Source organism: Bacteroides sp. 1_1_30 (assembly GCF_020982715.1).
GTDB classification, from domain to species: Bacteria; Bacteroidota; Bacteroidia; order Bacteroidales; family Bacteroidaceae; genus Bacteroides; species Bacteroides xylanisolvens.
Genome location: NZ_JAJKHN010000094.1, coordinates 1 through 24,038, shown reverse-complemented (window position 1 = coordinate 24,038; position 24,038 = coordinate 1). Strand labels below are relative to the sequence as shown.

The following is a 24,038-nucleotide window of genomic DNA, read 5'->3' as shown; positions in this document are numbered from 1 at the left end:
AAAGTGAGTAAAAAGGGATAATTATTAACTTGGAAATAAAGAGATAAAGAATTTACCACCAAATTTGACGAAGAACCTAAATCTCTTTCAGAGAGCAACAAGCGGTAGCATTACGAATATTATACATTGGCTGCTTTCTTCTGCTTATTCTTAGGAGCACGCGGCCGGTCTTTATCAGCTCCGGTATCATTTTGCTGTTTCATCCATTTTTGCAGTTCCATCGTCAGTTCTGCCTTCTTCTTACTATATTTCTTCATATCCGCCAGATTATTCATTTCAAACGGATCTTTCTTGATATCATATAGTTCGAACTCGGGACGATTCTTATAGCGATTCATGATTTTATGTGCCTGATCCGTGTCCTGTGCTTTCCACGAGAGATACCATTCTGCCTTTTCAATATGCTTTTCTACGTATGTCTCTTCCGGAGTCAAGTTCCAGATTAGACGATAGCGTCCGTCTGAAATAGAACGGATTGGATATGCCGGACCTTCCGGAACATTGTTGTGAACATGATAAGCATACTTATGGTGTGTCTTTGTTTTCCCTTGAAATACATCTACCAGACTCTTTCCATCTATTACATCAGGAACCTTTCCACCTGCAACATCGATAAATGTAGGAAGAAGGTCTTCATATTGCACAATAGCGGAAGTCTCCGTACCGGGTTTAATGACACCCGGCCAGGAAGCCACCATCGCCGACTTGACACCGGCACTCCAATTGGTCCATTTGGCTCCGGCAAATTGCGTACCCTGCTCGGATATGAAAATGACAAGAGTGTTCTGCAACAGATTCTTTTCTTTCAGAATCTGCATAGCGTCACCCACCTGTTGATCAAGCAAGCCGACTTCCGCCAAATATCTGGCATAGTATTCACGTGTTACTTCCGTGTCGATAAACTGTGGCGGCAACTGAAGTTTCTTCCGGTCGAAGACGGAAGCGTCACCACCCGTCCAGGGAGCGTGCGAATTAATAGAAGCCAAGACAAGGCAGAAAGGTTGGGAAGCATCACGCTCCATAAACTTCTCGATACCTTTGGTATGATAGTCAGTGTTTGGGCTTGTACATCCTTTGGGGAATCCCGGTACATCTTCGAACGGGAAGTTAGCCAAAGGTTTGATATGCCACTTCCCGGCCAATCCAACCCGATAACCCAGATTTCCCAGATAAGTGGGAAGAGATTTTACATCGGCATTGACCGAGCTATGGTTGGCGTAACCGCCATGATGCATCGGATACATACCTGTATAAACACAATGCCGGGTAGGCGTACTCATCGAAACAGAATTATACGCACTGTTGAACTTTATCCCCTGTCGAGCCAATGCATCTATATGGGGAGTCTTGTTGTTGACCGCTCCGAAACAGCCTATATCGTAATAGGAGCAGTCATCGGCTATGATTAATAATATATTAGGCTTTGAAGGAGTTTGGGCAAACCCGTTTCCTATCGCCAATCCGCCTAAGAGGCATAAACTAATCATTGATTTTTCCATCTTGTATTATTTTCAATTCATAGGGTTAACAGATTCAACGTACTACTTTCCATTCTTTAGGAGCTTTGAATCCGTCACGACCTTTACCGTAAGGTACTTCCGGTATACAAGGAGTGATCGTGTCATATTTCAGGGCAACCTCATACAAAGCTTTCACAATTTTCTCGTTTCCTGCGCTGGCATTTTTCTTTTCGTAAGGATCTGTTTTATAATCAACCAGGAAGTCCTGTTTCAAATCCAGTCCCGGTTTCATACCTTTTCTTATCAGTTTATAGTCTTTATTGACTACTGCTCCGTGTCCCAGATAAAAATCGCGGTCGATACAGGTCTTTTTACCGTTTAATACAGGGAGGATGCTGATACCGTCATATTCACGTTTCGGACGGCTGTGATCTCCTACCAAATCTTTCAATGTGGGAACAAGGTCAACAAAACCTGTCACCTGTGAACTCAAGTTCTTATATTGTTTCTCTGCTTTCTTCCAATAAAGAACAGCAGGTGCATGTACCCCTCCGTCCCACTCGTCGAATTTATGTCCACGCAAAGGTCCTGATGAAGATCCCGGAACACCGGCAGTGCCGTTATCACTAAAGAAGATAAAGAAAGTGTTGTCCATAATTCCTTTCTTCTTCAAGGCATCTACAATAGCACCGATTCCCCTGTCCATACAAGAAACCATTGCACTATAAGTCACTTTCTTCTGTTCTTTCGGTGTCAGGCTGTCGAAATTGTCAGTATAGAGTTTTATATCTTTTTCCTGTGCCTGCAAAGGGGTATGAGGTGCGTTATAGGCCACATACAACATAAACGGACCTTCTTTCTCGTATGCATCGATACAGCGGATGGCTTCTTTGGTTATCAATTCGGTAGAATATCCTTTGTCGTGGCAGGTTTCCCAGTCGTTGTGCCAGTCCAGTTCACCTTCACGCGTCAGGTCGAAATAATCTATCGCACCGTTCAGATGACCATAGAAATGCGAAAAGCCCCTATTCATCGGATAATGCACTTTCTTGGTATGCCCCAAATGCCATTTACCAATAATAGCTCTGTTCTTATATCCGTTACGTGCCAGCATATCGGCCATCGTTTCTTCATTCTCATCCAGTCCGTCCTCACGCCAGGGCGGAATAACAGCCGAACGGACACCAAACCGGTTCGGGTAACGTCCCGTCATCAGCCCCGCACGGGTGGGCGTACTGATGGGAGAAGTGTAAAAGCGTTCGAGTTCCACTCCTTCGCCCACCAGAGCATCCAAACAGGGAGTCTTGATTTCACTACCATGAAATCCTACATCACCCCAACCCAAATCGTCGGCCAATACAATCACAATATTAGGACGCTCTGTCTGCGCATGAAGAAATGCCGGAAGCAGAGTACATCCACAAAGCAAACCAAAAAATTCTTTTTTCATGATATACGATTTATAAATTACATTCTGTGTTTTATTCGTTTTGATGTGTGACGGCTTATTTTCTCTTTCCCGGCATGTGTTCGAAGGCACGCATCTCGGTAGGTTGTCCTTCGTCTCCACAATCCTTCATCCAGCGTTTCAACTCTTTATCCAAGCGGCTGATGGTAGAAGCTTGTTTCGCGTCCTCCGCCAGATTTTTCATACAATACGGGTCGTTCTTCACATCATACAATTCGATAGCCGGACGATGCTGGTATTTAGTCGTCATCGCTTTTGCATGACTATCCGTTTCCGCCAGACTTTTCCACTCTTTAAACAAAGGAGATTTTGTTTCAACATTCTGGAAAGTAGCTTCCGGGGTGAGATTGACAATATATCTGTATCGGCCGTCGTATACCGAACGGATGCCATAATAAGGCGATCCGGCATTGATGCCTCTCGTGGTCTGAAGGGAGAAAGAATATTTCTTGTGTGCTTTCTTCTTGCCTGTCAATACCGGTTTAAAGCTTTCGCCATCTACTTTTGCCTGCGGCTTTCCTCCTATTATGTCGACAAAAGTTGGGACAATATCTACATATTCCACCAATGCGTCACTTACGCTTCCCGGCTTAACCACTCCCGGCCAACGAACGATACAGGCAGAGTGTACCCCCGCATCATAACAAGTCCATTTGGCAAAAGGCAGGCTGTTGCCTTGTTCACTCAAATATACGACAACAGATTTATCCGTCATTTTTTCCTTATCTAAAATAGAAAGGACGTTGCCAAATTCCTGATCCATATAATTGATCTCTGCCAGATAATGGGTAAACAACTCGCGAGTCTGGGGAATATCTACATACATAGGAGGCAGTGTCAGTTTGTCCGCATTAAATTGAGAGGCATCGCCTTTATTCCAGGGAGTATGCGGTTGATTGGAGGCTACAAACAGACAGAAAGGTTCGCCTTTCGCCTTGCAATCGGAAATAAATTTCTGAATTGCTTCAAAATTCAAGTCCCCACCTTTCAAAGGAGGTACATAAAGGTCGAAAGGAAATACTGATTTCGGGGCAATATGCGATTTTCCGATCAATGCGACTTTATAACCCAACGGTTGCAGATGATGTACAACGCTCAATGTTCCTTCATTGGCACAAGTATGATTGGGGTAAGCTCCGCTGCGTACAGGCCACAAACCGGTATATAGATTGTGCCGGGTAGGCGACGACATCGGAACGGCCTGATAGGCTTGTGTGAAGCGTACTCCCTGTGTGGCAAAGTGGTCGATATTCGGAGTCTTCGAATCAACACTACCATAACAGCCCAAGTCATAATAAGAACAATCGTCGGCTATGAACAATAGGAAGTTCGGTTTTTCCGTTTGTTGGGCGAAAGACAGGCTGGTAGCTCCCAAGGCTACGGATGCACTTACTAGTAATTTATTCATTTTGTGTTCCTCCTTTATTTATTTCTTCGGATGTTTCGGTAATACAAAGTTTGAATTCGCCCATTTCTCCCATTCGGCAACTAACTTGGTAAGCACTTCAGGGTGCTGTTCTGCCAGATTGTTACGTTCGGTACGGTCTTTAACCACATCGTACAATTCCCACTCTTTTCCTTTTTCGTCGCGGATTGCTTTCCAGTTTCCCCAGCGGATCGCTCTATTGTTCTGATGTTCCCAATACATATATTCATGGATAGAGTCTGCTTTCTTTTGAATAGCAGGGAAAAGGCTACTGCCTACCAATGGATATATTTTGTTTCCGCCGTGATAAGTTTCCGGATAGGCGACTCCTGTTGCTTCCAGGATGGTCGGCATAATGTCCGGCAGATAACCGGGAACACGGCACCATTCACCTTTCTTATTCTTCAGATTGCTTTTCCACGACACGATGAGAGGGGTAGAAATACCTCCTTCATAAGAACGGCATTTGTATTTACGGAACGGAGTATTGGAAACCTGTGCCCATGCTCTTCCGTAAGAAGGGAACACGCTACAAGCCGGATTGTTGATTTCAGACACTTTCCCGCCTCCCAATTCAGCGTATGGCTCGGCACAAGCACCGTTGTCGGACAAGAACATGACAAGCGTGTTATCCAACTTACGATTCTTCTTCAGGTAGTCCAGCAGTTTTCCTACATTATAATCTACACAATGCACCTGCGCTGCATAAACGGCCATCCGGTAGGCTACTTCATCTTTTTCCTTCTCTGTCAGTTCGTCCCACTTCCGGTTCTCCCATTCGGCGAACTCTGTATTCGGATCAATAATTCCCAACTTAGTCATCCGTTTGCGTCTTGCTTCACGAATTTCATCCCACCCTTTCTCACGATAGATCTTCGTGAATTTTTGAATATCTTCTTCTTTTGCCTGCAACGGCCAGTGAGGAGCGTTGAATGCCAGATATAGGAAGAAAGGTTTGTCGTCTTTCTGCTCATCAACAAAGCGGATTGCGTAATCGGTAAATGCATCTGTTGTATAATAAGGTGCTTCCGGCTCCGGAAGTTTTGTATTGTCAAGGGTTAAGCCGCGTCCTCCCGATGGACGGAGATAACTGCAAGCTCCTGCCAAAATTCCGTAGAAGCGTTCAAATCCCCGTTGCAAGGGCCACTTTTCTTCTCCATGCATTCCCAGATGCCATTTACCTGCCATATAGGTATGGTAGCCGCCTTCTTTCAGAACTTCGGCTATTGTGACACAATTGCGGTTGAGGAATCCTTTGTATCCGGGTACACCCCAATCATTCGGACTCTTCTGACCGGGATTTTTAAACGGGTCTTCGGACATCTGACCGATACCTGCCTGATGTTGATATAGTCCTGTCATTAAACTGGCCCGGGCGGGGCAAGAACGTGAAGTGTTGTAGAATTGTGTGAAACGTACTCCTTTGGATGCCAACGCATCAATATTAGGGGTCAGTATTTCTCCACCATAGCAGCCGATATCGGAATAACCCATATCATCTACCATAATCAGTACGACATTCGGCTTCTCTTGTGCCGAACAAAACGATGCCATCAGTAAGGGGGCAGTCATTAAGAAATTCTTCTTTACCATAGTATTATCAATTATCTGGAAAACAAAAGTAGAGAAGTTTAAGGAAAAGGAAGGAAAAATGCTAATCAATAAAGAACAAAATCAGGTATATGTGATACCCGAAAAGAAAATTCCCTATTTAAAAGACAATAGTTCCCTTCTATTTTCAACATTTGATTCAATGTTACCACCAATGTTTTTTAGAATGAACAGCTTTTTTCTTTTATTGAACAATATGTTTCCTCTTTTGTATGTCAAATGTCCTATCTTTGTATAAACTAATACACTTTGCGCACAAAACGCAAAACAAAAAAAATAAATAATGAAAAAGGCACATCTGATTTTGGCCGGCTTATTGTTATCCTTTACATTAAACGCAGCCAATGATATTCCTCGTCCGGAATATCCAAGACCTCAATTTGAAAGATCCGAATGGATTAATCTCAACGGTGAATGGACATACGAGTTCGACTTCTCCAATTCGGGGAAAAGCCGGCGGTTGACAATAGCCAAGCAATTCAGTAATACGATTACCGTCCCTTTCTGTCCTGAAAGTAAACTGTCAGGAGTGAATTATACCGATTTTATCAATCAGATGTGGTACCAACGTCCCATATCCATACCTTCCGACTGGGAGGGAAAGAAAATCATACTGCACTTCGGAGCGGTCGATTATTATGCAGAAGTCTTCATTGACGGGCATTATGTAGGCAGTCATTATGGAGGAAGTTCTTCTTTTTCAATGGATGTAACTCCTGCCGTCAAAGCGGGACAAAAGCACAACCTAGTTGTTTATGTCACGGATGATGCCCGTTCAGGGCTTCAAACTATCGGTAAGCAATCTACCCGGATATCTCCTTATGGATGTTTCTACTCCCGTGTCACAGGTATTTGGCAAACCGTATGGATGGAAGCTGTTTCTCACTATGGTCTGAAATCAGCCGTAACCACTCCGGATATTGATGAAGAGCAGTTAATCATCACACCCGAATTTTATCAGGCATCCAATGATAGGACGCTTCAAATCACCTTGTATGACAATCAGAAAAAGGTGGTTCAAAAAACTGTAAAATGTAACAACGGAACTCCTGTCATCCTTCCCATTAAAAACATGAAACTCTGGAGTCCCGAAGATCCACACCTTTATGATATTGTCTACAGTATCAAAAGTCCGACCGGAGAAACCGTAGATGAGGTAAAATCTTATATAGGTATGCGTAAGGTGCATACGGCAGATGGAATGATCTATTTAAACAATGAACCTTACTTTCAACGCCTCGTCTTAAATCAGGGATATTATCCGGATGGACTCTGGACTGCTCCAAACGACGAAGCTCTGAAAAATGATATTCTATTAAGCAAAGCTGCCGGATTCAACGGAGCACGTCTTCATCAGAAGGTATTTGAAGAAAGATTCCATTACTGGGCCGACAAATTGGGATTTATAACTTGGGGAGAATCTCCCAACTGGGGGATGAATATCAAGAACGAAGTAGCATCACGCAACTTCCTTAGCGAATGGGCAGAAGTTATCACACGGGATCGCAACCACCCGTCAATCATCACCTGGGTTCCCTTCAATCAGCCGCTTGAAGACGCATTAACCCTCCTGACGGGTACAATGATGCGCCTGTGCATCGGTACCTATCAACTGACCAAAGCCATAGACCCTTCACGTCCTGTGAACGGTATTGCAGGAGATGTGCATTTCATGAGTGATATATGGAGCATCCGAAACTACGAATCTGATGCCATGCGTTTTGCACAGCACTTGAAGCCTAACAACAGAATGGCATTTTACAACAACCAGCCTTTTTTCATCGGAGAATTCGGAGGTATACTTTGGACAGAATCTACCAAACGGGATAACTCATGGGGGTATGGAGGTATGCTCACCAACGAAGAAGGATTCTACGAACGGCTGGAAGGGTTGATACAGACAATAGCTTCCTCACCGGACGTTACAGGATTTTGCTACACGCAATTGACCGACATTGATTTAGAGAAAAATGGAATTTATTATTATGACCGACGTCCCAAGCTGGATATGCAGCGTATTAAGACTATCTTCGAAAAGATTCCAAGCAGACCGAAAAAGATAAAATAGTAAGCTATCATGAAGAACAAACTATTCATACTGATACTCATTGTATGTAATCTCCTGACCGCGTATGTGTCAGGAGAAGTACCTCCCGCCAAGGTTGTATTCCAACAATACATGAACCAGGCACAAACATTTGCCAACAACTTTCCACGGGAGAAGGCGTATTTGCATTTTGACAATACGAGTTATTACGTCGGAGATACGATCTGGTTCAAGGCTTATGTCACTCTTGCTGAACAACAGACTTTCAGTCAGATCAGTCGTCCTCTATATGTAGAGTTGGTAGACCAGACAGGGCATATAGCAGATAAACAAATCATCAAACTGACACAGGGAGAAGGAAACGGACAATTCATTCTTCCCCCTTCCATGTTATCCGGCTATTACGAGGTACGTGCCTATACCCGCTGGATGCTTGCTTTTAATGAACCACAGTACTTTTCGCGCACTTTTCCTATTTATCAACTGACAAATAGTGATAAGCTGGAACGTAGTATCACGACTTACGAACTTAGTTCGTCGATGGAGAACCGTCCGTCGGAAACAGAGGAGAAGTTAAATGTACGCTTTTTCCCTGAAGGAGGACAATTAGTGGAGGGGGTGACTTCGCAAGTGGCTTTCAAGGCGGAGAGTAAAAATGAAGGGAATATCGAATTATCGGGAACGATCTATACCAAAGAAGGGGCAGAAATCACTTCTTTCGAGACTTTGCACGATGGAATGGGGCATTTTGAATATACACCTTCCGCACAACCGGCTGTTGCTAAAGTCGATTTTCAAGGGAAGAAGTATGAATTTACCCTTCCACAGGCATTGCCTAACGGGTATGTTTTGAGCACTGTCAGTAATGCCGGTGCCCTTTTGGTGAGAGTTTTCTGTAATGCCGCTACTCCTCAAGATACACTGGCTGTATTTATCAGTCATCAGGGACGCCCGTATGTTCATCAATTGATTAGTTGCCGGTCGGATGCTCTGCAGGAGTTTATTCTACCCACCCGTAAGCTACCGGCAGGCGTACTGCAAGTCAGCCTCATCAACCGGGCAGGCAATACATTGTGCGAACGTTTTGTCTTTGCCAATCCGCGTGCTCCCCTGCAAATATCGACAAAAAAATTGAAAGAGGTGTATGCTCCCTACGCTCCCATCCGTTGTGAATTGCAAATAAAGAATGCTAAGGGGGAACCTGTGTCCGGAGAATTGTCGGTCAGCATCCGGGATGGTGTCCGGTCGGATTATTTGGAGTATGACAACAATATTTTCACTGACCTGCTATTAACCTCCGATTTAAAAGGATATATCCATCAACCCGGTTATTACTTTGCGTCTCCGTCTCCGCGGAAGCAAACCGAACTGGATGTTTTATTGATGGTGCACGGATGGCGTAAATACGACATGAGCCAGGCCATCTCTACCGCTCCTTTCACTCCGCTTCAATTGCCGGAAACACAATTAGCACTGAACGGGCAGGTGAAATCAACCATTCTCAAAAATAAACTGAAAGATATTGCGCTTAGCGTGATCGTAAAGAAGGACGATCAATTCATAACCGGAGGAACCGTGACCGATGAAAACGGCCGTTTCACCATTCCGGTGGAAGATTTTGAAGGAACGACGGAGGCAGTGATCCAAACCCGGAAAGTCGGTAAAGAACGTAATAAGGATGCTTCTATCCTGATCGACCGTAATTTCTCCCCCGCTCCGCGGGCTTACGGCTACAAGGAGCTTCATCCAGAATGGAAAGACTTGGCCTACTGGCAACAGAAAGCCGAGAGTTTTGATTCTCTATACATGGATTCTATCCGAAAGGTAGAAGGACTTTATGTATTGGATGAGGTGGAAATAAAAAGTAAACGCCGGCAAGGAAGTAATATGGCTACTAAAATCAATGAGAAAAGCATCGACGCTTATTACGACGTACGCCGTTCTGTAGATTTATTACGTGACAATGGGAAGATTGTCACAACTATTCCGGAATTAATGGAAAAGTTGAGTCCGCAATTCGATTGGGATCGTAGCAATGACAAGCTTACTTATCGGCAGAAACCGATCTGCTATATTATGGATAATCACATTTTGTCCGAAACAGAAACTCAAATGATGTTGACCGAGGTGGATGGATTGGCCTCTATCATTATTAGCAAAGGCACTGGAGGTATCGATGACGACATTATCCAAAATACAAAGATGTCCGAGGTGACCGATAGCACGGGAGTCGATATAAGCAAACTGGATAAATATAGTGTTTTCTACCTGATTCCCCTACCCAGACGCGATGTGTTGAATAAAAGTCAGAGTGCCGTACTTGGTACCCGACAAACCGTTATCCAGGGATATACCCGTCCTTTGGAATATTATTCTCCTGCCTACCCGACCAAGGAACTGTATATGGACAAAGTTGATAAAAGACGGACGTTATACTGGAATCCATCCGTACAAGCTGATGAAAATGGAAAAGCGGTGATTGAATGCTATAATAATCAATATTCCACTCCATTGATTATTCAAGCGGAAACGCTGGGAAAAGATGGACAGATAGGAAGTATGAGGTATTCTACCATTGGACAAATAGAATAATATTCCTTACTACAAAAGAGTAAGTATACGAACAAGAACATTCTGAAAATTTTCACTTTTCTATCCTAACAAGAGTAATTTTCACTTTCAAAAAGGCAACTAGCTCATTGCGAGTCAGTTGCCTTATATATTTTTTTAATTCAAAGAATATCCCATTACAAGTATGTTTGGCACTTAATAATGACAGTATATCTTATAAAACACGAAGTTTCTTAATCTTTTTCGCTTCTGGTTTTTCCGGTAATTTTTCACCATTTACTCTCACATTCTCGAAAATAATATTCTCACCATGCTCCAAGCGATAGTCCGACACAGCCTTATCTACGGTGATATTCTTCAACGTAATGTTTCTTATAGGTAGTTCCGGGAATCCAGCCATGGATATAGCACACTCATTCGTTTGCCCACAAGTTACGTTTTCGACCGTAATCTTGTTGAACAAGGTAGGATGAAATCCCGATCGCTCTCCCTTATAATTCGGTTCTACGCGAACCAAAGCTGTGCGCACCGAGTCAGCCTGTATGTTGCGAACATAAATATTTTCGATATATCCCCCTCTGTCAAGATTCGATTTGAAATAGATGGCATTCGATGATTTAAGGATACTAATATTTTCTATAAATACATTACGTACACCTCCCGATATTTCGCTTCCGATACATACCCCGTTTATTTTTGACCAAAAGGTGCAATTGCGAATGACGACATTTTCAGTAGGCTGTCCAATACGCCAAGCATCATTATCCCGTCCCGACTTAATAGCAATAGCATCATCGCCCGTGGAGAAAGTACAACCTTCAATCAAAACGTTGCTGCATGATTCAGGATCACAACCATCGTTATTCCGATTATGACTGTCAACCGTTACATCACGAACAATAACATTATTGCAAAATATCGGATGGATCACCCAGAACGGTGAATCTTTGATTGTGATACCTTCAATACGCACATTTACACAACCATACGGTTCGATAAACCCTGGACGTAATCTGAAACCCTCTCCAAATATACGCCTGTAAATAGGCAGGTTTTCACGTCCCATTCGTCTTAGTATTTCCTTGTCTATATTCTGATTATCAGCCCAGGCAGAAAATTTCTTGGAACCATTGCCATTTATCGTGCCTTTTCCAGTCAAAGCGATATTCTGTACATGATAAGCGTAAATCAGCGGAGAATAATTAAACAATTCCGTACCTTCCCATCGTGTAATTACCGCGGGCAAATAATCTTCCTGGTTACTACTAAAATTCAATATAGCACCATCTTCCAAATGGATATTGACATTACTCTTAAATACCAGCGGTCCATTCATATAATAAGTTCCTGCAGGTACAATTATTCTACCGCCGCCTTGATCACTACATTGTGTTATAGCCTTATCAAAAGCACCTTTGCAAGGCATTCTCCCATCTGCTACAGCACCAAAATCAGCAATGTTGTATGTCTTATCAGGAAAAGTCACCGGATTAAGTTCTGCTACTATTTTGTCCGCTATATCCCAAGGTGAACTTTTTGCTGCAAGATTTGCTGTATTTGTCACTATTAAAATAAACACTATTAAGAAACTCTTCTGCATCTGCATATCCAAATTATTATATGGAACTTTCATTTGTACTTATTTTTATTCCCAAAAGAATAAGATCTTTAGATATATCAATGAGGATGAATGATTCTTAATCAAGAACAACCTCATCCCCATTATTCTTTCAATGTTCTATTCATTCCGTTTTAAATGGAATGACAGTTATTTCTTTTTCTGTCCCGGGTAAGGTTCTACCATGCAACGCTTCGCCCATGCTTCGTATGCTTTTGACATTTCTGCCACTTTCTCCGGATATTTAGCAGCCAGATCATGTTGCTCGCTCCGGTCTTCATTCAGGTTGTACAATTCCCATTGAGAGTTATTTTTCGGGCGAACCAATTTCCAGCCATCATTGGAAAGAAAAGCACGTTCGTTGAAGTGTTCAAAGCCCAGATAGTCGTGTCCCTTGCGATGTCCGGTCTTGAAGATAGGAAGCAAGCTCTTTCCTTCCATTGGAAGAATATCATGTCCTTTATAGGTAGTTGGATATTCAGCATCCGCTAAATCGACACAAGTAGCCATGATGTCCATCACGTGCCCTATTTCAGATGTCATGCCACCCACGTTCTTTTTAATTCCTTTCGGCCAGTGAGCAATCATCGGAGTACAAATACCTCCCTCATAAGATTTAGCTTTCCAAAAGCGGAATGGAGTATTCGCTACATTAGACCAACGGGCTCCCAATGAAGCGTATGTAGTCTGTGGTCCAGGCAATACTTGTTTATTACGCGGGTAAATGATTTTCTTTCCATCACGAGTCATATCCGGACGGTCGTTCTCTCCACCAGACATGTTCTGGCAGTCTTCGTTACTGCAACCATTATCAGACAAGAAAAGAATCAGTGTATTATCAAGCTGTCCGGTCTTTTTCAAAGCCTCGATAATTTGTCCAATACCCTGATCTACACGGTCGATCATTGCAGCGTGAACGGCCATCGCACGGGCATCCCATTCTGCATGTGGATTGTCTTCCCATTTGTCATGAAACTGACGTTCGGACAAAAAGTTATCCATTCCCGGGAAAATACCCAACTGCTTCTGACGTTCGTAGCGGGCATTACGGATAGCTTCCCAACCTACTTTATAAGTATCCTTATATTTCTCAATATCTTCAGGAAGTGCATGCAGCGGCCAATGCGGTGCAGTATAAGCCAAGTACATAAAAAATGGTTTGTCATCCTTTGCATATTCTTCCACTTCCTGCACAGCGCGGTCAGAAAGAGCTTGGGTTATATAATATCCTTTGGGTACTTCCTTTATAGGCACTTCACCTTCTACCAGACTGAACGGATCAAAGTAATCCACCACTCCATAAATTACTCCATAGTGAGAATCAAACCCACGATTGACGGGATAATGACATAAATCAGAGAATGTATCATGGAAGACACGGTGTGCCAACCATTCGCGTTGGTCTTTACGGAGTGGAGTCTCTGCAACATGCCATTTTCCAACCATACTGGTGGTATATCCTGCTTCTTTCAACACCTCGGCAATGGTAACGGCATTGCGTGAGAGTGTTCCGCGATAGCCCGGCAAGTGAGCATCAAAGGTCATTCGTCCGATTCCGGCTTGGTGCTGGTAAAGTCCCGTCAACAGGGAAGCACGAGTCGGGCAACTACGACTTGCATTATAGAAATGATTAAAGCGTACTCCTTCTTGTGCCAGTTTATCCAAATTAGGAGTATGAATCTCGCTACCATAGCATCCCAGATCGGAATAGCCAAGGTCATCTGCAAGAATTACCAAGATATTAGGACGTTTGTCCGATTTCTTGCCTTTCGCCTCTGCTGCAGAATGGCCAGCAACCATCAAGGCGGTCGGTAATAGTAATAATTTAGAATTCATAAGTTTAATATTGGTTTATAATTTGTTTTTCACTGTATTACTCTTTTCCTTTGTCTTTGTTTTCCTCAAACCATTTACATACTTTTTTGCTCAACTTAGCTACGACTTCCGGATGCGACTGCGCCACATCGTTCTTCTCGAATTTGTCTTTTTCAATATCGTACAGCTGTGCATCGCTTCCATCGCTATTTATCAATAGCTTCCAGTTGCCACTGCGTATAGCCAGATGAGGACTTCTGTCGTTTGCATTTCCCGGTTTCTTAAAGAATTGGTTTCTACCGAAATCCCACATCAAATCCGTTTTACGTTTAGCTTTCGATTTACCCAAAAGAACTTTATCATAATTTTGTCCGTCTCCCTGATAACCTTTCTCTGTTTCAATTCCGGCTATCGCACATAAAGAGGGATATAAATCGACTGCACACAGTACGCTCTCATTATTCACTTGTCCAGCCTTTATTTTCTTGGGGTATTTTATAAGGAACGGCATACGAATTCCACCTTCATAAAGGCTGTTCTTCGTTCCTCTTAAATAAGCAGCACGAACGGATTGGAAACTGGGCGCCGGTCCATTATCACTAGTGAAAATCACGATTGTATTTTCCGACAATCCCAACTCATCCAATGCTTTGATAAAACGTCCGATCTGTTTGTCCATTTCAGCAAGAACAGGGATGAAGGCTTCTTCCGTATTCCAGCTTTTATTATCCTTTTGCTTAAATTCCGGTACCCAAGGAGTATGCATATCATCCGGCCAGAGATTCAAAAAGAAAGGCTGGTCTTTATGACGTTTGACAAAGTCGATGCTCTTATTTACAAAGTACTCGGTACGTCTCCAGCGTTTTACGCTGTCTTTGGCCGACCATATCCAGTTCGTAGCAGTGATTGCCGGGTCCGGGTCCGGACTTTCATACGTCGATATATATTCGTCAAAACCATAATTTTTAATAGAAGGTGCATTGTGCACGTCGCGCCCGCCTCCCATGTGCCATTTACCTATGTGTCCGGTGGCATAACCTGCACTTTGGAAAGCACGTGCCATGGAAGGATTCTTGTCACTCAAAAAGTTACGCTGTTCACACTTCTTATTGCTGGCTTTATTATTTAAAAAGGTATTAATTCCTACTTCAATCGGGAATTTGCCTGTTGTCAATCCGCAACGTGAAGGTGAGCTGACCGGTGCGGATGAATAATACTGATTGAATAACAATCCGTCCTGCGCTATCTTATCAATATTGGGAGTAGGAACAAACTTACCTCCATAACAACCGATATCTCCGATTCCCATATCATCTACATAGATGACGACCACATTGGGTTTTGTCTCTGCCTGCATACTGGCCACGGGTAATAAAGCTCCCAACCAAGGCAAATGTTTTTTGATGTTCATAATTATTCTGATTTAATTAACTATGCTTTTTGTCGGTTTCGTGTGACTGACTTATGTAGCAAAAGTAGAGAAGTTTTTTAAGAGAAAGGGAAAAATACAAATCAATAAAGGAAAAAAACAGGTAAACAGAGATGAGGAACAGCTAATCTAACCCCATATATAAACAAAATAGGGAAGACACTATTCCTAATATCTTCCCTACCTCTACTCATTTATAAGATTACCATTCAATCTGTTGATCTTCATCCGGAATCTGCGTATTGATATTCCGTTGAAGCGTCATGCTTCCTTCTACTCTATACTTGATAGGAATAACTTCCGTACCACTTCCACCATAGGTAAAATCTTGAAAATCGTATTCAAACATAATTTGAACATAACGGCGTTCCAAGTAAGGACGGGTAGCGTCCATAATCGATGTACTACTGTAGATAGGTGTTCCTATCAGTTTGAATTCCATCTCGTTTGTTGGATCGTCCGGCTCCATATCCAATGTTCCATCCTCTTTAAAATGTACATTAATTTTATACTTCTTACGTATGTCTTTATCCATATCCTCATTAATCAGGCCTGCATAAAAGAATACGGAATTGTTATCTATCACATATCCTGTACGCTTGTTCGTCGTTCTCGCGTTGTTGTCAGGCTTGCCATTTATATAGGTGTACACTTTCATGGAAGAAGCCGTGTACGAACCGGAATAATCGTTAAAAGGAACCACTTTCAACAAAGCTTTTGCATAGTTCTTACGCGGATGACTCTGATAATCAGAGGCTCCATCATCAACAATGGTCAATGGTAAAACCCATTTCTCCAACATATCAATACCTTGTAAACTAAAATCTATATTCAATTGCTCTACACACGAACCGGCAGGAATATGTACTGTTTCGGGGAATTCGTATTTATCTTCCTCCATTTCAGTATACCACAATTCCGGACGATAAAGACTAAAACGCTCAATATTCAGTGTTTCCAGCGTATCCTTATCTACTGCTATACGTATATCTCTGTCTTGTCCATTCACTGTAGAGCCACTGACAATGATAGGTAGCTGATAAGTCACCTTTCCATTGTCCTTATATCTTACATAGATAGTAGTAACACCATCGCCTCCTGAAGCGATAGGCGCTTTGAAAGATACGTATTGTCCATACTGCTCATCTTCCCACTCATTATTACAAGCGGTTCCCAAGACGATGACAGCCAATAAACTTAAGCATATATATATTTTTTTCATATCATATTCTTATTAGGAGATTAATCATTGTACGTCCATCCCGGATTCTGCGTCAACCGTTTATTACGTTTCAACTCATCATGGCTGATAGGCCAGAAATAGAGTTTACGCGAGAAAGCAGTAGGTAAGTCTGCAATTTCAATCGGAGTATAAAATTGTTCTCTCTGCTCCTCTGTGTCCGACATATAGAAATTACATCCGTAATTTTTCTTGGACTCTTCCACTTCTGCATCTTTCCATCTACGTAAATCAAAATAGCGCTGCCCTTCGGCCATAAGTTCAATTTGACGTTCACGTTTCAACTTTTTGCGGAATACATCCCGATCCTGATATTCCGACATTGTATAATCAGGCACACCTGCACGGCGACGTACTTGTCTGATACCTTTTTTCATTTCATTAATATCACGGCTGACAGAATAAGTAGTAGATCCATCCCATGACGAAATGTCGTATGAAGAGCCGTCTTCCAATTCATTCAGTGCTTCAGCATAAATCAACAGGATTTCGGCAAAACGAATAGCAGGCTCCGCTTTCGCTTTGATTTCCTTACGATTCGTATCATCCGGATGCACATATTTCATGATACCAATCCCGGATCGTAAATAGACACCAGTACCGGAGAAACCGTCCGTATTGATACCGTAATAATAGTTAACTTGTTTCTCAACGTCATTTTTATAATCAACTGTCTCTGCATTTTTTAGTAAAGGCCACACGCAACCATTGAACGAAACGGAAGCATAGAAACGCGGTTCACGCCATGCATACTCTTTCCACACCCCCTTCTTTAAATGAGGATATGTTCCTGCTTCTCCTTCCTTTTTAGTCACAAAACGATTTCCAACCTGACAGGTATCCAAAAAGGTTTGGCGGTTAAACTCCGAGCCATCATACATATAGTAAGCATCACACATCTTTATTGTCATACCATAAGCATTGCTTCCATTACCTAATGTTCTCGGCATTTGAAGTTTCACCATTTCAACCAAACTGTTCCCCCCTTGGTTACGTCCACGGCTGAAAATCAGCTCCGGATTCTGATACATCGCTAACGCACCGTTGAAAACCGACCGGTAAGATTCGTAAGGATCTATATCACTATAACCACCTTCATTCCATGTTTTTGTCGAGAAATCACCATCCTGATAAGGAGCAATGGTAGCAGGATATCCAGGTTCGGCAATATCAGTAGCCTTCTTATGATAAAGCTCATAACGACGTCCGTTATTTTCCCCGGGAAGTTCCATTACATCTCTGGCCGCAGCTGCTGCCTTTGCCCACTTATATTCATTATATTCTTGAGACATCAGACAATTTCCATCATAGTCTACCATATCCGAAAACTTATCTGCCTCCCCCGGACGTGGGTTATTAATAGGGCTTGCCGAATACAACAACGCTCTGGCACGAGCCGCCAATGCCGCTCCGCGTGTAGGACGCGCGCCCTGATTAAGAGCTCGGTTCAGAGGCAAATCTTTGGCAGCCAAGAGCATCTCCGATTCGATATACTCTACGCATTCATCATACGAACTACGTTGGATGGCCAAATCATCATAACTGGCAGTATAATCCAGTCCTTCATCAGGTAACAAAGGCACAGGACCATATTTACGCAACAATAACCAATAATAGTAAGCACGCACAAAACGTGCCTGCGCCTTCAGATCGGCCCTCTCCTCTTCGGTAAATTTCGTGTTCATATCAATATGCTGGATAAAGATAGATGCTTGACGAATACCTTTATAACTTTCACTCCACGAATGCCGATAGCTTTCATCGTAAGTACCAGTCTTGAACTCCTTATACACAGCAAGACTATTACCTCCAAAATAGATATCATCGGCAAAATTAGTGATGGTATTCAACATCATAGATACTTCCAAATTGTAACCATTTAAAAAGGAGTAAGCATGCGCCAACCATTCTTCTGTATTTTCTTTATCAGTAAATACATCCTCCAAAGAACGACGGTCTTTAAAATATTTATCAGAGTCGAGTTTATCCGCACAAGCAACAATAATCGCACTCAACGCAATACCAATACACAGTTTATATATCTTTCTCATTTTTCATGTATTTAATTAGATATTCACAGTCAATCCCAAAGTAAATGTCTTGGCAAGTGGATACTTCTCTCCATTAGTACTTCCCATTTCCGGATCCCATTCTTTAAATTTAGCAAACGTCAAGAGGTTTGTACCGATAAAAAATACGCGTATTTTATTAAACCGTATTTTGTTCACGATTGATTTAGGCAATGTATAACCTACCTCCAATGTCTTCAAACGTAAATAAGAGCCATCTCTAAGCCAGAAAGTAGAAGCTCTATAGTTATTATCGTTCCCTCCATAACTAAGCCGAGGATACGAAGCATTTGGATTCTCATTAGCAGGAATGCCCAATGTAGCTGCCGTCTCCGCATCAACATAGCGGTTTTTCACCAAATTTGTCAGAACATTTCCCCATTGACTGCCACTAAAAGCGTATACTGTAGGACCATTAATGAAAAACGAAGACTTGCCTGCCCCTTGGAAGTGTGCATTGAAATCGAACCCTTTCCATTGTGCAGAGACACCAAATCCATAAATTAAATTCGGTTTGGTTGTCGCACCAATAGCCACTTTGTCTCCGTCATTAACAACGCCATCTCCATTGACATCTTTATATTTGATGTCACCCGGTTGTACTTTTCCCCATGCTGTCTGCTGAGGACTATTGCGTATATCATCGTAATCCTTGAACAGTCCCAAAGCAATTAGTCCCTTTGCCTGATTCACCCGGTAACCTGCCTCCTTTTGATAAGGGTAAACCGCATTCATTTCATCTTTCTCCAAAATTTCGTTTTTGCTGTAAGTGAAATTACCGCGAACAGTCAGATTAACCTTTCCTATCTTCTGTTTGTAAGCAAAGTTACCGTCAAAGCCTTTCGACAGAACACTTCCTACATTAGCTTTCGGATTACTATTCACGCCCACAATACCAGGTAAATATTGACGTTCCATATAGATTCCGTCACGCTGTTCATGGAAATAATCTACAGTAGCTGTTAACTTATCATTAAATAGAGAAAGATCCACACCGGCATCGTGCTTGGTTGCAATTTCCCAAGTAACATTGTTAGAGGCTAATTGCGTATAGTGCATTCCTGTATAGACATTGTCCGGAGAACCATAATCACTCCAAGTCCAGCCATTTCCATCGTCTTTGATAGTATATAAATAAGGAAAACGATGTACTGTATCACCTATTTTAAGTTTATCACTACCAACTTTACCATATGAATAACGCAACTTAAACATATTCATCCATTTCAGATGTTTTTTTACCAATTTCTCTTCCGCTATGTTCCAAGCCAAAGAAAAGGCTGGAAAAAAGCCAAAGCGATGTCCGTCGGCAAAATTCTCCGAACCGTTGTAGCCGAAATTGAAATCTACGAAATAACGATAGTTCCAGTTGTAGTTGACACGTCCCGCCAATCCCATGTGTCGTTTGGCAACACCATTTTTTACATCTGTACCAATATCAACTGTAGTCCGGTAAGCGTCCTGAGTATATTTCAATATTGCACCCACATGATGTGCTTTGAACGCCCGATTATATTGTAAAAATGCTTCTAAGAATTCACGACGCTCACCACTCGAAGAGCTAGTCTGTTCCATAGGCTTCTCAGCATTTTGTTGTTTAAAAACCAAATTTCCGTCATCATCTCTGTCTCTTTGGGCACGCCAAGTTTCCGGCATTCTGATGCGGTTTATTTCACTCTGGTTACTCGTATCAAACCCGAAACGTCCCTCAAAACGTAGACCTTTCGTGATGAAATCCAACTTTTGCTCCAAAGAAATATTGGTTTGAATTTTATTGTTCCAGATTTCCTTATAACCACTCTGTGTAGCAAGCACCCAAGGATTATTGCGATTATCGTCCGTTCCGTGTGAGGGAATATAACCGTTAGAGTACATGACGGGAATACTGATCGGGCTCTGTCCCATTAAGGAAGTCCATACGTTAGCACCTTGTCCCGGTGCATTACGTTTTTTCAAAGAACCAGATACTCCCACTTTAACAAGTGTACTTTTAGTAATGTCTATATCTGTATTCAGACGATAGTTCCAACGCTGGCTACTGGGATTGGTATTATAATCCTTGCGCATAGCCTCATCCGTCTTATACATACCTTCCTCATTAATATAACTGAGAGATACGAAGTAACGTGCCGTGCTACCACCACCACTCATATTCAGATTAGCACGATAAGTCATGGCTCCATCCTTCATCAGCACATCCATCCAGTCCACATTCGGATACAAATCCTGATCAAGCCCCAATCGCAAGATTTCCATTTCATCATCCTGATACATTCTCTCCTGATTACGTGTAATCCGCGCTTCATTCATCAGCATAGCATAACTATAGCCGTCTGCAAATTCAGGTGTGATGGTGCGCGAATTATAAGAACTTTCCACCTTAGCATTGATTTTGATCTTGCCTTCCTTACCACGTTTAGTAGTAATCAAAACCACACCATTTGCACCGCGAGAACCGTAAATTGCTGTGGTAGAAGCATCTTTCAATACAGTAAAAGACTCAATATCTTCAATGTTAATTTCATCCAAATCACGTTCAAAACCATCAACCAGCACCAATGCAGCACTATTGGCACCAAAAGTGGAAATACCTCGAATCCAGAATTCAGAAGTGTTCACACCCGGTTGTCCGGAAGTCTGCATAGCAAGCACACCCGACACATTTCCTGCCAGTGCGTTAGAAAGATTGGCTGTAGGGTTAGATTTCAAAACCTCGACATCTACATTCGTCACGGCACCAGTCACGGTCAACTTTTCTGTGCACCAGTTCCCGTGATTACAACCTCATCGATTTCCTTAGCTTCCGATTCTTTCATTGATATATTAACCAAATTCTGACGTTTCACCAATACCTCTTGCGTATCGAAACCAATATACGAGAATACCAAACGAGAAAATTCCTCAGTTTTAATCTTGTAGCGTCCGTTGATATCTGTTATTGCACCTAAACCCGGTTTGTCCTTCACTGTCACATTAACACCTACCAATGGTTCTTTATTCATGTCTGTCACGACTCCTGTCACCTCAATCGTTTTTTCTTGTGCAAAGAGAGAAACTGAGACTAACAACAAACAAATCGTAATAAATTCTTTTATTCTCATGCGTTCTTCTTTTTATTGATTTCCTTGGTTCTGATTATCATCGGAGGCTTCTATGCTTAAATCGTCAGAGGCTTGCTCCCTAGCAATCTTCCGAATCTTATGATTTCCCCAATCACCTACATAGAAAGTCTTTGTAGCCTCATCGTAGGCTAAAGCTGTCGGTTGATTAAAACGTGCTCTTTCACGCACCTCCCCATTTTGCTTACCCCATTTATAACAGGTTGAGGAAGCGGAACCACGTCCGGCAAATGTAGAAACCACTCCATCCGGAGTCAACACTCGGATACAATGATTCTCTCTATCTGCAAAATAAAAGTCATACCAATCAGCTTTATTGGCAGCCTTATACTCCTCATTAAAAACAAAAACACCTTGACCGGGCCTATTGATACGTGCATTGATACCAACAAGATCTTTATAATCCGCCTGACCGGATTGTCCACACACAATGTACGGCGTCACCAATTTTTTTGTTTCATCATCATAATTGGAGCGAAGTATATAATGCGATTCATGCATTATGATATACACATATTTACCTGTTGGATGAGGAACCATACTAAAATCAACGGTTTGGTTAGGTACGCTAAATGCCAAAAGATCATCCAGCCCTTCTCCTTTAGGAACTTCTGGATTGTTATTATAACCGTTCTCTTCAAAATTATATCTGTACACTTTACCCTCTGCACGATAATTGAAGTAAAGTTCTCCCGTTTGCGGAAGGACCATAGAGCCATTGCAAGCATTACCACGCGTCAAAGCTACCCAACTAGACTCTTTGAAATCTAGTCCGTCCACACTACTTCCACGCTTTAAGATAATGTTGTTTCTATTCTTAGAATTACCAGTCTGAGGAGTAGCCAATACCATATCACCATCATTAGTCCATGTAATAGTAGTTGCACGTTTAATGTCATTTAATTTTTTAGAGTAGATCATTTTCTTTTCCAAATCCAGTATCCTTAAAGGTCTTTCATTATCATTTTGAGACAAGTAAAGGATATTAGGATGTTGAGGATCGAAAGAAAACCAAAAAGGATAATCAATCTTTCCGCAATTATCAAACGGTCCAGTCTCTACAATATCGCCCTGCCCCAATTCATCTACATCACCACATAAGTCTGTCACTACCATTTGCGGTTCGTACTGATATTTTTCAGATGCTATCACAGTTTGCTCACCCACTTTTACTTCAATAGTTCCTTCGAAACAGCTTTCCGGCGTAGAACAGTAAATACTAGTACCTTTAGCACTAATAACAATAGCTTCTTTTCCACCTACCTTAACGGAAACAAGAGAAGGATCTGTGCCAAAATTACTGCCATAGATAATCATCTTCTTCTTTCCACCTCCCGACTTGGGTGTGAAATCAGTTACCTCTACTGGCTGATTCGGATCATAAGGTGCTGATGTCTCGTCTTTGCTATCTTTGCAGCCAGTAAAACAGACTGCAAAAACGAATGCCAACATCATACACTGTAACCCTATGCTCCCATGTTTCATAGTTTTACATTTCATAATACACTAGATTTAAATTATTGATTATTCTGAACTTTATCCATTAATACCTTCATCCAGTATCCTCCAATCACCGAACGAGCTCTAAAGCCAACCCATCGTCCGCTGTCTGTATGGTGCCAGTCACTGATAGGTACACGAGAGACTGTTTCATTGATATATTTATAGACAGGATCAGAGAATTTCTGGAAAGTTTCCTTATCTGATGACATAGCTGCTGTCCACATGATCCAGTCAGATTTTGTGTATTCTTTACGCGAATCCAGAGGAAGTCCATAAGGATTCTGTTTGCTCAAATAATAGTTTATTTCTTTTCCGATTACATTGTTAGGGAATAAATTCAGGTTCCATAACTTATCCCAAACCATGTTATATTTTTGACTCCAGGTATCTTTACGGTCAAAAGCCAGACGGTAATGATCTCCCTCATTCGCCATTTCTTCCCATTTCACCGCCATTTTCTTGGCTATAGCCGCATATTTGTCTGCTACATCATTCAATCCGAGCATCCGAGCCATCTCGCTGTACCCGGCTACTCCCATGATCGCTTTCACAGAAAGGTTCGCATTATGTGCCCAGTGACCAGCAAAGTCATCCGTGCAAAGTTGGTTTTCCGGGTCCTGTCCATACTCTACTAAATAATTAGTCCATGTCGTCAAAATGTC

General features: G+C 42.1%; 13 protein-coding genes and 1 pseudogene. 2 read left to right on the top strand and 12 right to left on the bottom strand.

The genetic code is table 11. The features are described from left to right. Window positions 1-119: 119 nt before the first annotated feature. Genes LPH68_RS21680 through LPH68_RS21665 form a run of 4 tightly spaced genes read right to left on the bottom strand, consistent with a single transcriptional unit; the run spans window position 120 to window position 5,947 of the window. A complete protein-coding gene (locus LPH68_RS21680; RefSeq protein WP_032811967.1) occupies window positions 120-1,499 on the bottom strand; it encodes a sulfatase in 1,380 nt (459 codons plus the stop codon). A gap of 34 nt (window positions 1,500-1,533) precedes the next feature. Then, window positions 1,534-2,910 carry an arylsulfatase gene (locus tag LPH68_RS21675; protein WP_004310841.1) on the bottom strand — a complete coding sequence of 459 codons (1,377 nt, stop codon included), beginning with the start codon at window positions 2,908-2,910 and terminating at the stop codon, window positions 1,534-1,536. Window positions 2,911-2,965: 55 nt separating this feature from the next. Continuing rightward, on the bottom strand, window positions 2,966-4,336 hold the full coding sequence (locus tag LPH68_RS21670; protein ID WP_134985581.1) for a sulfatase: 1,371 nt from the start codon (window positions 4,334-4,336) through the stop codon (window positions 2,966-2,968). Between the two features lie 18 nt (window positions 4,337-4,354). Beyond that, window positions 4,355-5,947 (bottom strand): arylsulfatase, encoded by a 1,593-nt coding sequence (locus LPH68_RS21665; protein WP_192918818.1) that lies wholly within the window; start codon window positions 5,945-5,947, stop codon window positions 4,355-4,357. Window positions 5,948-6,248: 301 nt separating this feature from the next. Between LPH68_RS21665 and LPH68_RS21660 the strand changes: the two genes are divergently transcribed. Both LPH68_RS21660 and LPH68_RS21655 read left to right on the top strand, forming a co-directional pair. Next, entirely contained in the window at window positions 6,249-8,033 is a 1,785-nt protein-coding gene (locus LPH68_RS21660) for a glycoside hydrolase family 2 protein (protein WP_087318146.1), read from the top strand. A 9-nt stretch (window positions 8,034-8,042) separates the two neighbouring features. Continuing rightward, the gene (locus LPH68_RS21655; RefSeq protein WP_049701674.1) at window positions 8,043-10,604 is read left to right on the top strand and encodes a hypothetical protein; all 2,562 of its coding nucleotides are present in this window, start codon (window positions 8,043-8,045) and stop codon (window positions 10,602-10,604) included. A gap of 193 nt (window positions 10,605-10,797) precedes the next feature. On the opposite strand, the gene LPH68_RS21650 is transcribed toward LPH68_RS21655, so the two are convergent. The 8 genes and pseudogenes from LPH68_RS21650 to LPH68_RS21615 all read right to left on the bottom strand — a co-directional run. Next, on the bottom strand, window positions 10,798-12,216 hold the full coding sequence (locus LPH68_RS21650) for a glycoside hydrolase family 28 protein (RefSeq protein WP_008024188.1): 1,419 nt from the start codon (window positions 12,214-12,216) through the stop codon (window positions 10,798-10,800). Window positions 12,217-12,351: 135 nt separating this feature from the next. Further along, window positions 12,352-14,037 carry an arylsulfatase gene (locus tag LPH68_RS21645; RefSeq protein WP_004322425.1) on the bottom strand — a complete coding sequence of 562 codons (1,686 nt, stop codon included), beginning with the start codon at window positions 14,035-14,037 and terminating at the stop codon, window positions 12,352-12,354. Window positions 14,038-14,074: 37 nt separating this feature from the next. After that, window positions 14,075-15,427 carry a sulfatase gene (locus LPH68_RS21640; RefSeq protein WP_049701673.1) on the bottom strand — a complete coding sequence of 451 codons (1,353 nt, stop codon included), beginning with the start codon at window positions 15,425-15,427 and terminating at the stop codon, window positions 14,075-14,077. Between the two features lie 220 nt (window positions 15,428-15,647). Then, window positions 15,648-16,667, bottom strand: a complete 1,020-nt coding sequence (locus LPH68_RS21635; protein WP_074638159.1) for a DUF4973 domain-containing protein — start codon at window positions 16,665-16,667, stop codon at window positions 15,648-15,650. Window positions 16,668-16,687: 20 nt separating this feature from the next. Next, window positions 16,688-18,736 carry a RagB/SusD family nutrient uptake outer membrane protein gene (locus LPH68_RS21630; RefSeq protein ID WP_074638157.1) on the bottom strand — a complete coding sequence of 683 codons (2,049 nt, stop codon included), beginning with the start codon at window positions 18,734-18,736 and terminating at the stop codon, window positions 16,688-16,690. Window positions 18,737-18,751: 15 nt separating this feature from the next. Next, window positions 18,752-21,855 (bottom strand): annotated as a pseudogene (locus LPH68_RS21625) (SusC/RagA family TonB-linked outer membrane protein). Between the two features lie 12 nt (window positions 21,856-21,867). Next, window positions 21,868-23,373, bottom strand: coding sequence for an IPT/TIG domain-containing protein (locus LPH68_RS21620; protein WP_151923336.1), 1,506 nt, complete (start codon window positions 23,371-23,373; stop codon window positions 21,868-21,870). A gap of 17 nt (window positions 23,374-23,390) precedes the next feature. Continuing rightward, window positions 23,391-24,038 (bottom strand): DUF1793 domain-containing protein (locus tag LPH68_RS21615; RefSeq protein WP_230297130.1); only part of this gene is annotated, 648 nt, incomplete at its 5' end.

Bases quoted from the DNA above. Each gene is read 5' to 3' on its own strand.
- LPH68_RS21660 (WP_087318146.1), top strand. From the start codon at position 6,249: ATGAAAAAGGCACATCTGATTTTGGCCGGCTTATTGTTATCCTTTACA.
- LPH68_RS21665 (WP_192918818.1), bottom strand. From the start codon at position 5,947: ATGGTAAAGAAGAATTTCTTAATGACTGCCCCCTTACTGATGGCATCG.
- LPH68_RS21675 (WP_004310841.1), bottom strand. From the start codon at position 2,910: ATGAAAAAAGAATTTTTTGGTTTGCTTTGTGGATGTACTCTGCTTCCG.
- LPH68_RS21635 (WP_074638159.1), bottom strand. From the start codon at position 16,667: ATGAAAAAAATATATATATGCTTAAGTTTATTGGCTGTCATCGTCTTG.
- LPH68_RS21650 (WP_008024188.1), bottom strand. From the start codon at position 12,216: ATGAAAGTTCCATATAATAATTTGGATATGCAGATGCAGAAGAGTTTC.
- LPH68_RS21645 (WP_004322425.1), bottom strand. From the start codon at position 14,037: ATGAATTCTAAATTATTACTATTACCGACCGCCTTGATGGTTGCTGGC.
- LPH68_RS21630 (WP_074638157.1), bottom strand. From the start codon at position 18,736: ATGAGAAAGATATATAAACTGTGTATTGGTATTGCGTTGAGTGCGATT.
- LPH68_RS21655 (WP_049701674.1), top strand. From the start codon at position 8,043: ATGAAGAACAAACTATTCATACTGATACTCATTGTATGTAATCTCCTG.
- LPH68_RS21620 (WP_151923336.1), bottom strand. From the start codon at position 23,373: ATGAAATGTAAAACTATGAAACATGGGAGCATAGGGTTACAGTGTATG.
- LPH68_RS21670 (WP_134985581.1), bottom strand. From the start codon at position 4,336: ATGAATAAATTACTAGTAAGTGCATCCGTAGCCTTGGGAGCTACCAGC.
- LPH68_RS21640 (WP_049701673.1), bottom strand. From the start codon at position 15,427: ATGAACATCAAAAAACATTTGCCTTGGTTGGGAGCTTTATTACCCGTG.
- LPH68_RS21680 (WP_032811967.1), bottom strand. From the start codon at position 1,499: ATGGAAAAATCAATGATTAGTTTATGCCTCTTAGGCGGATTGGCGATA.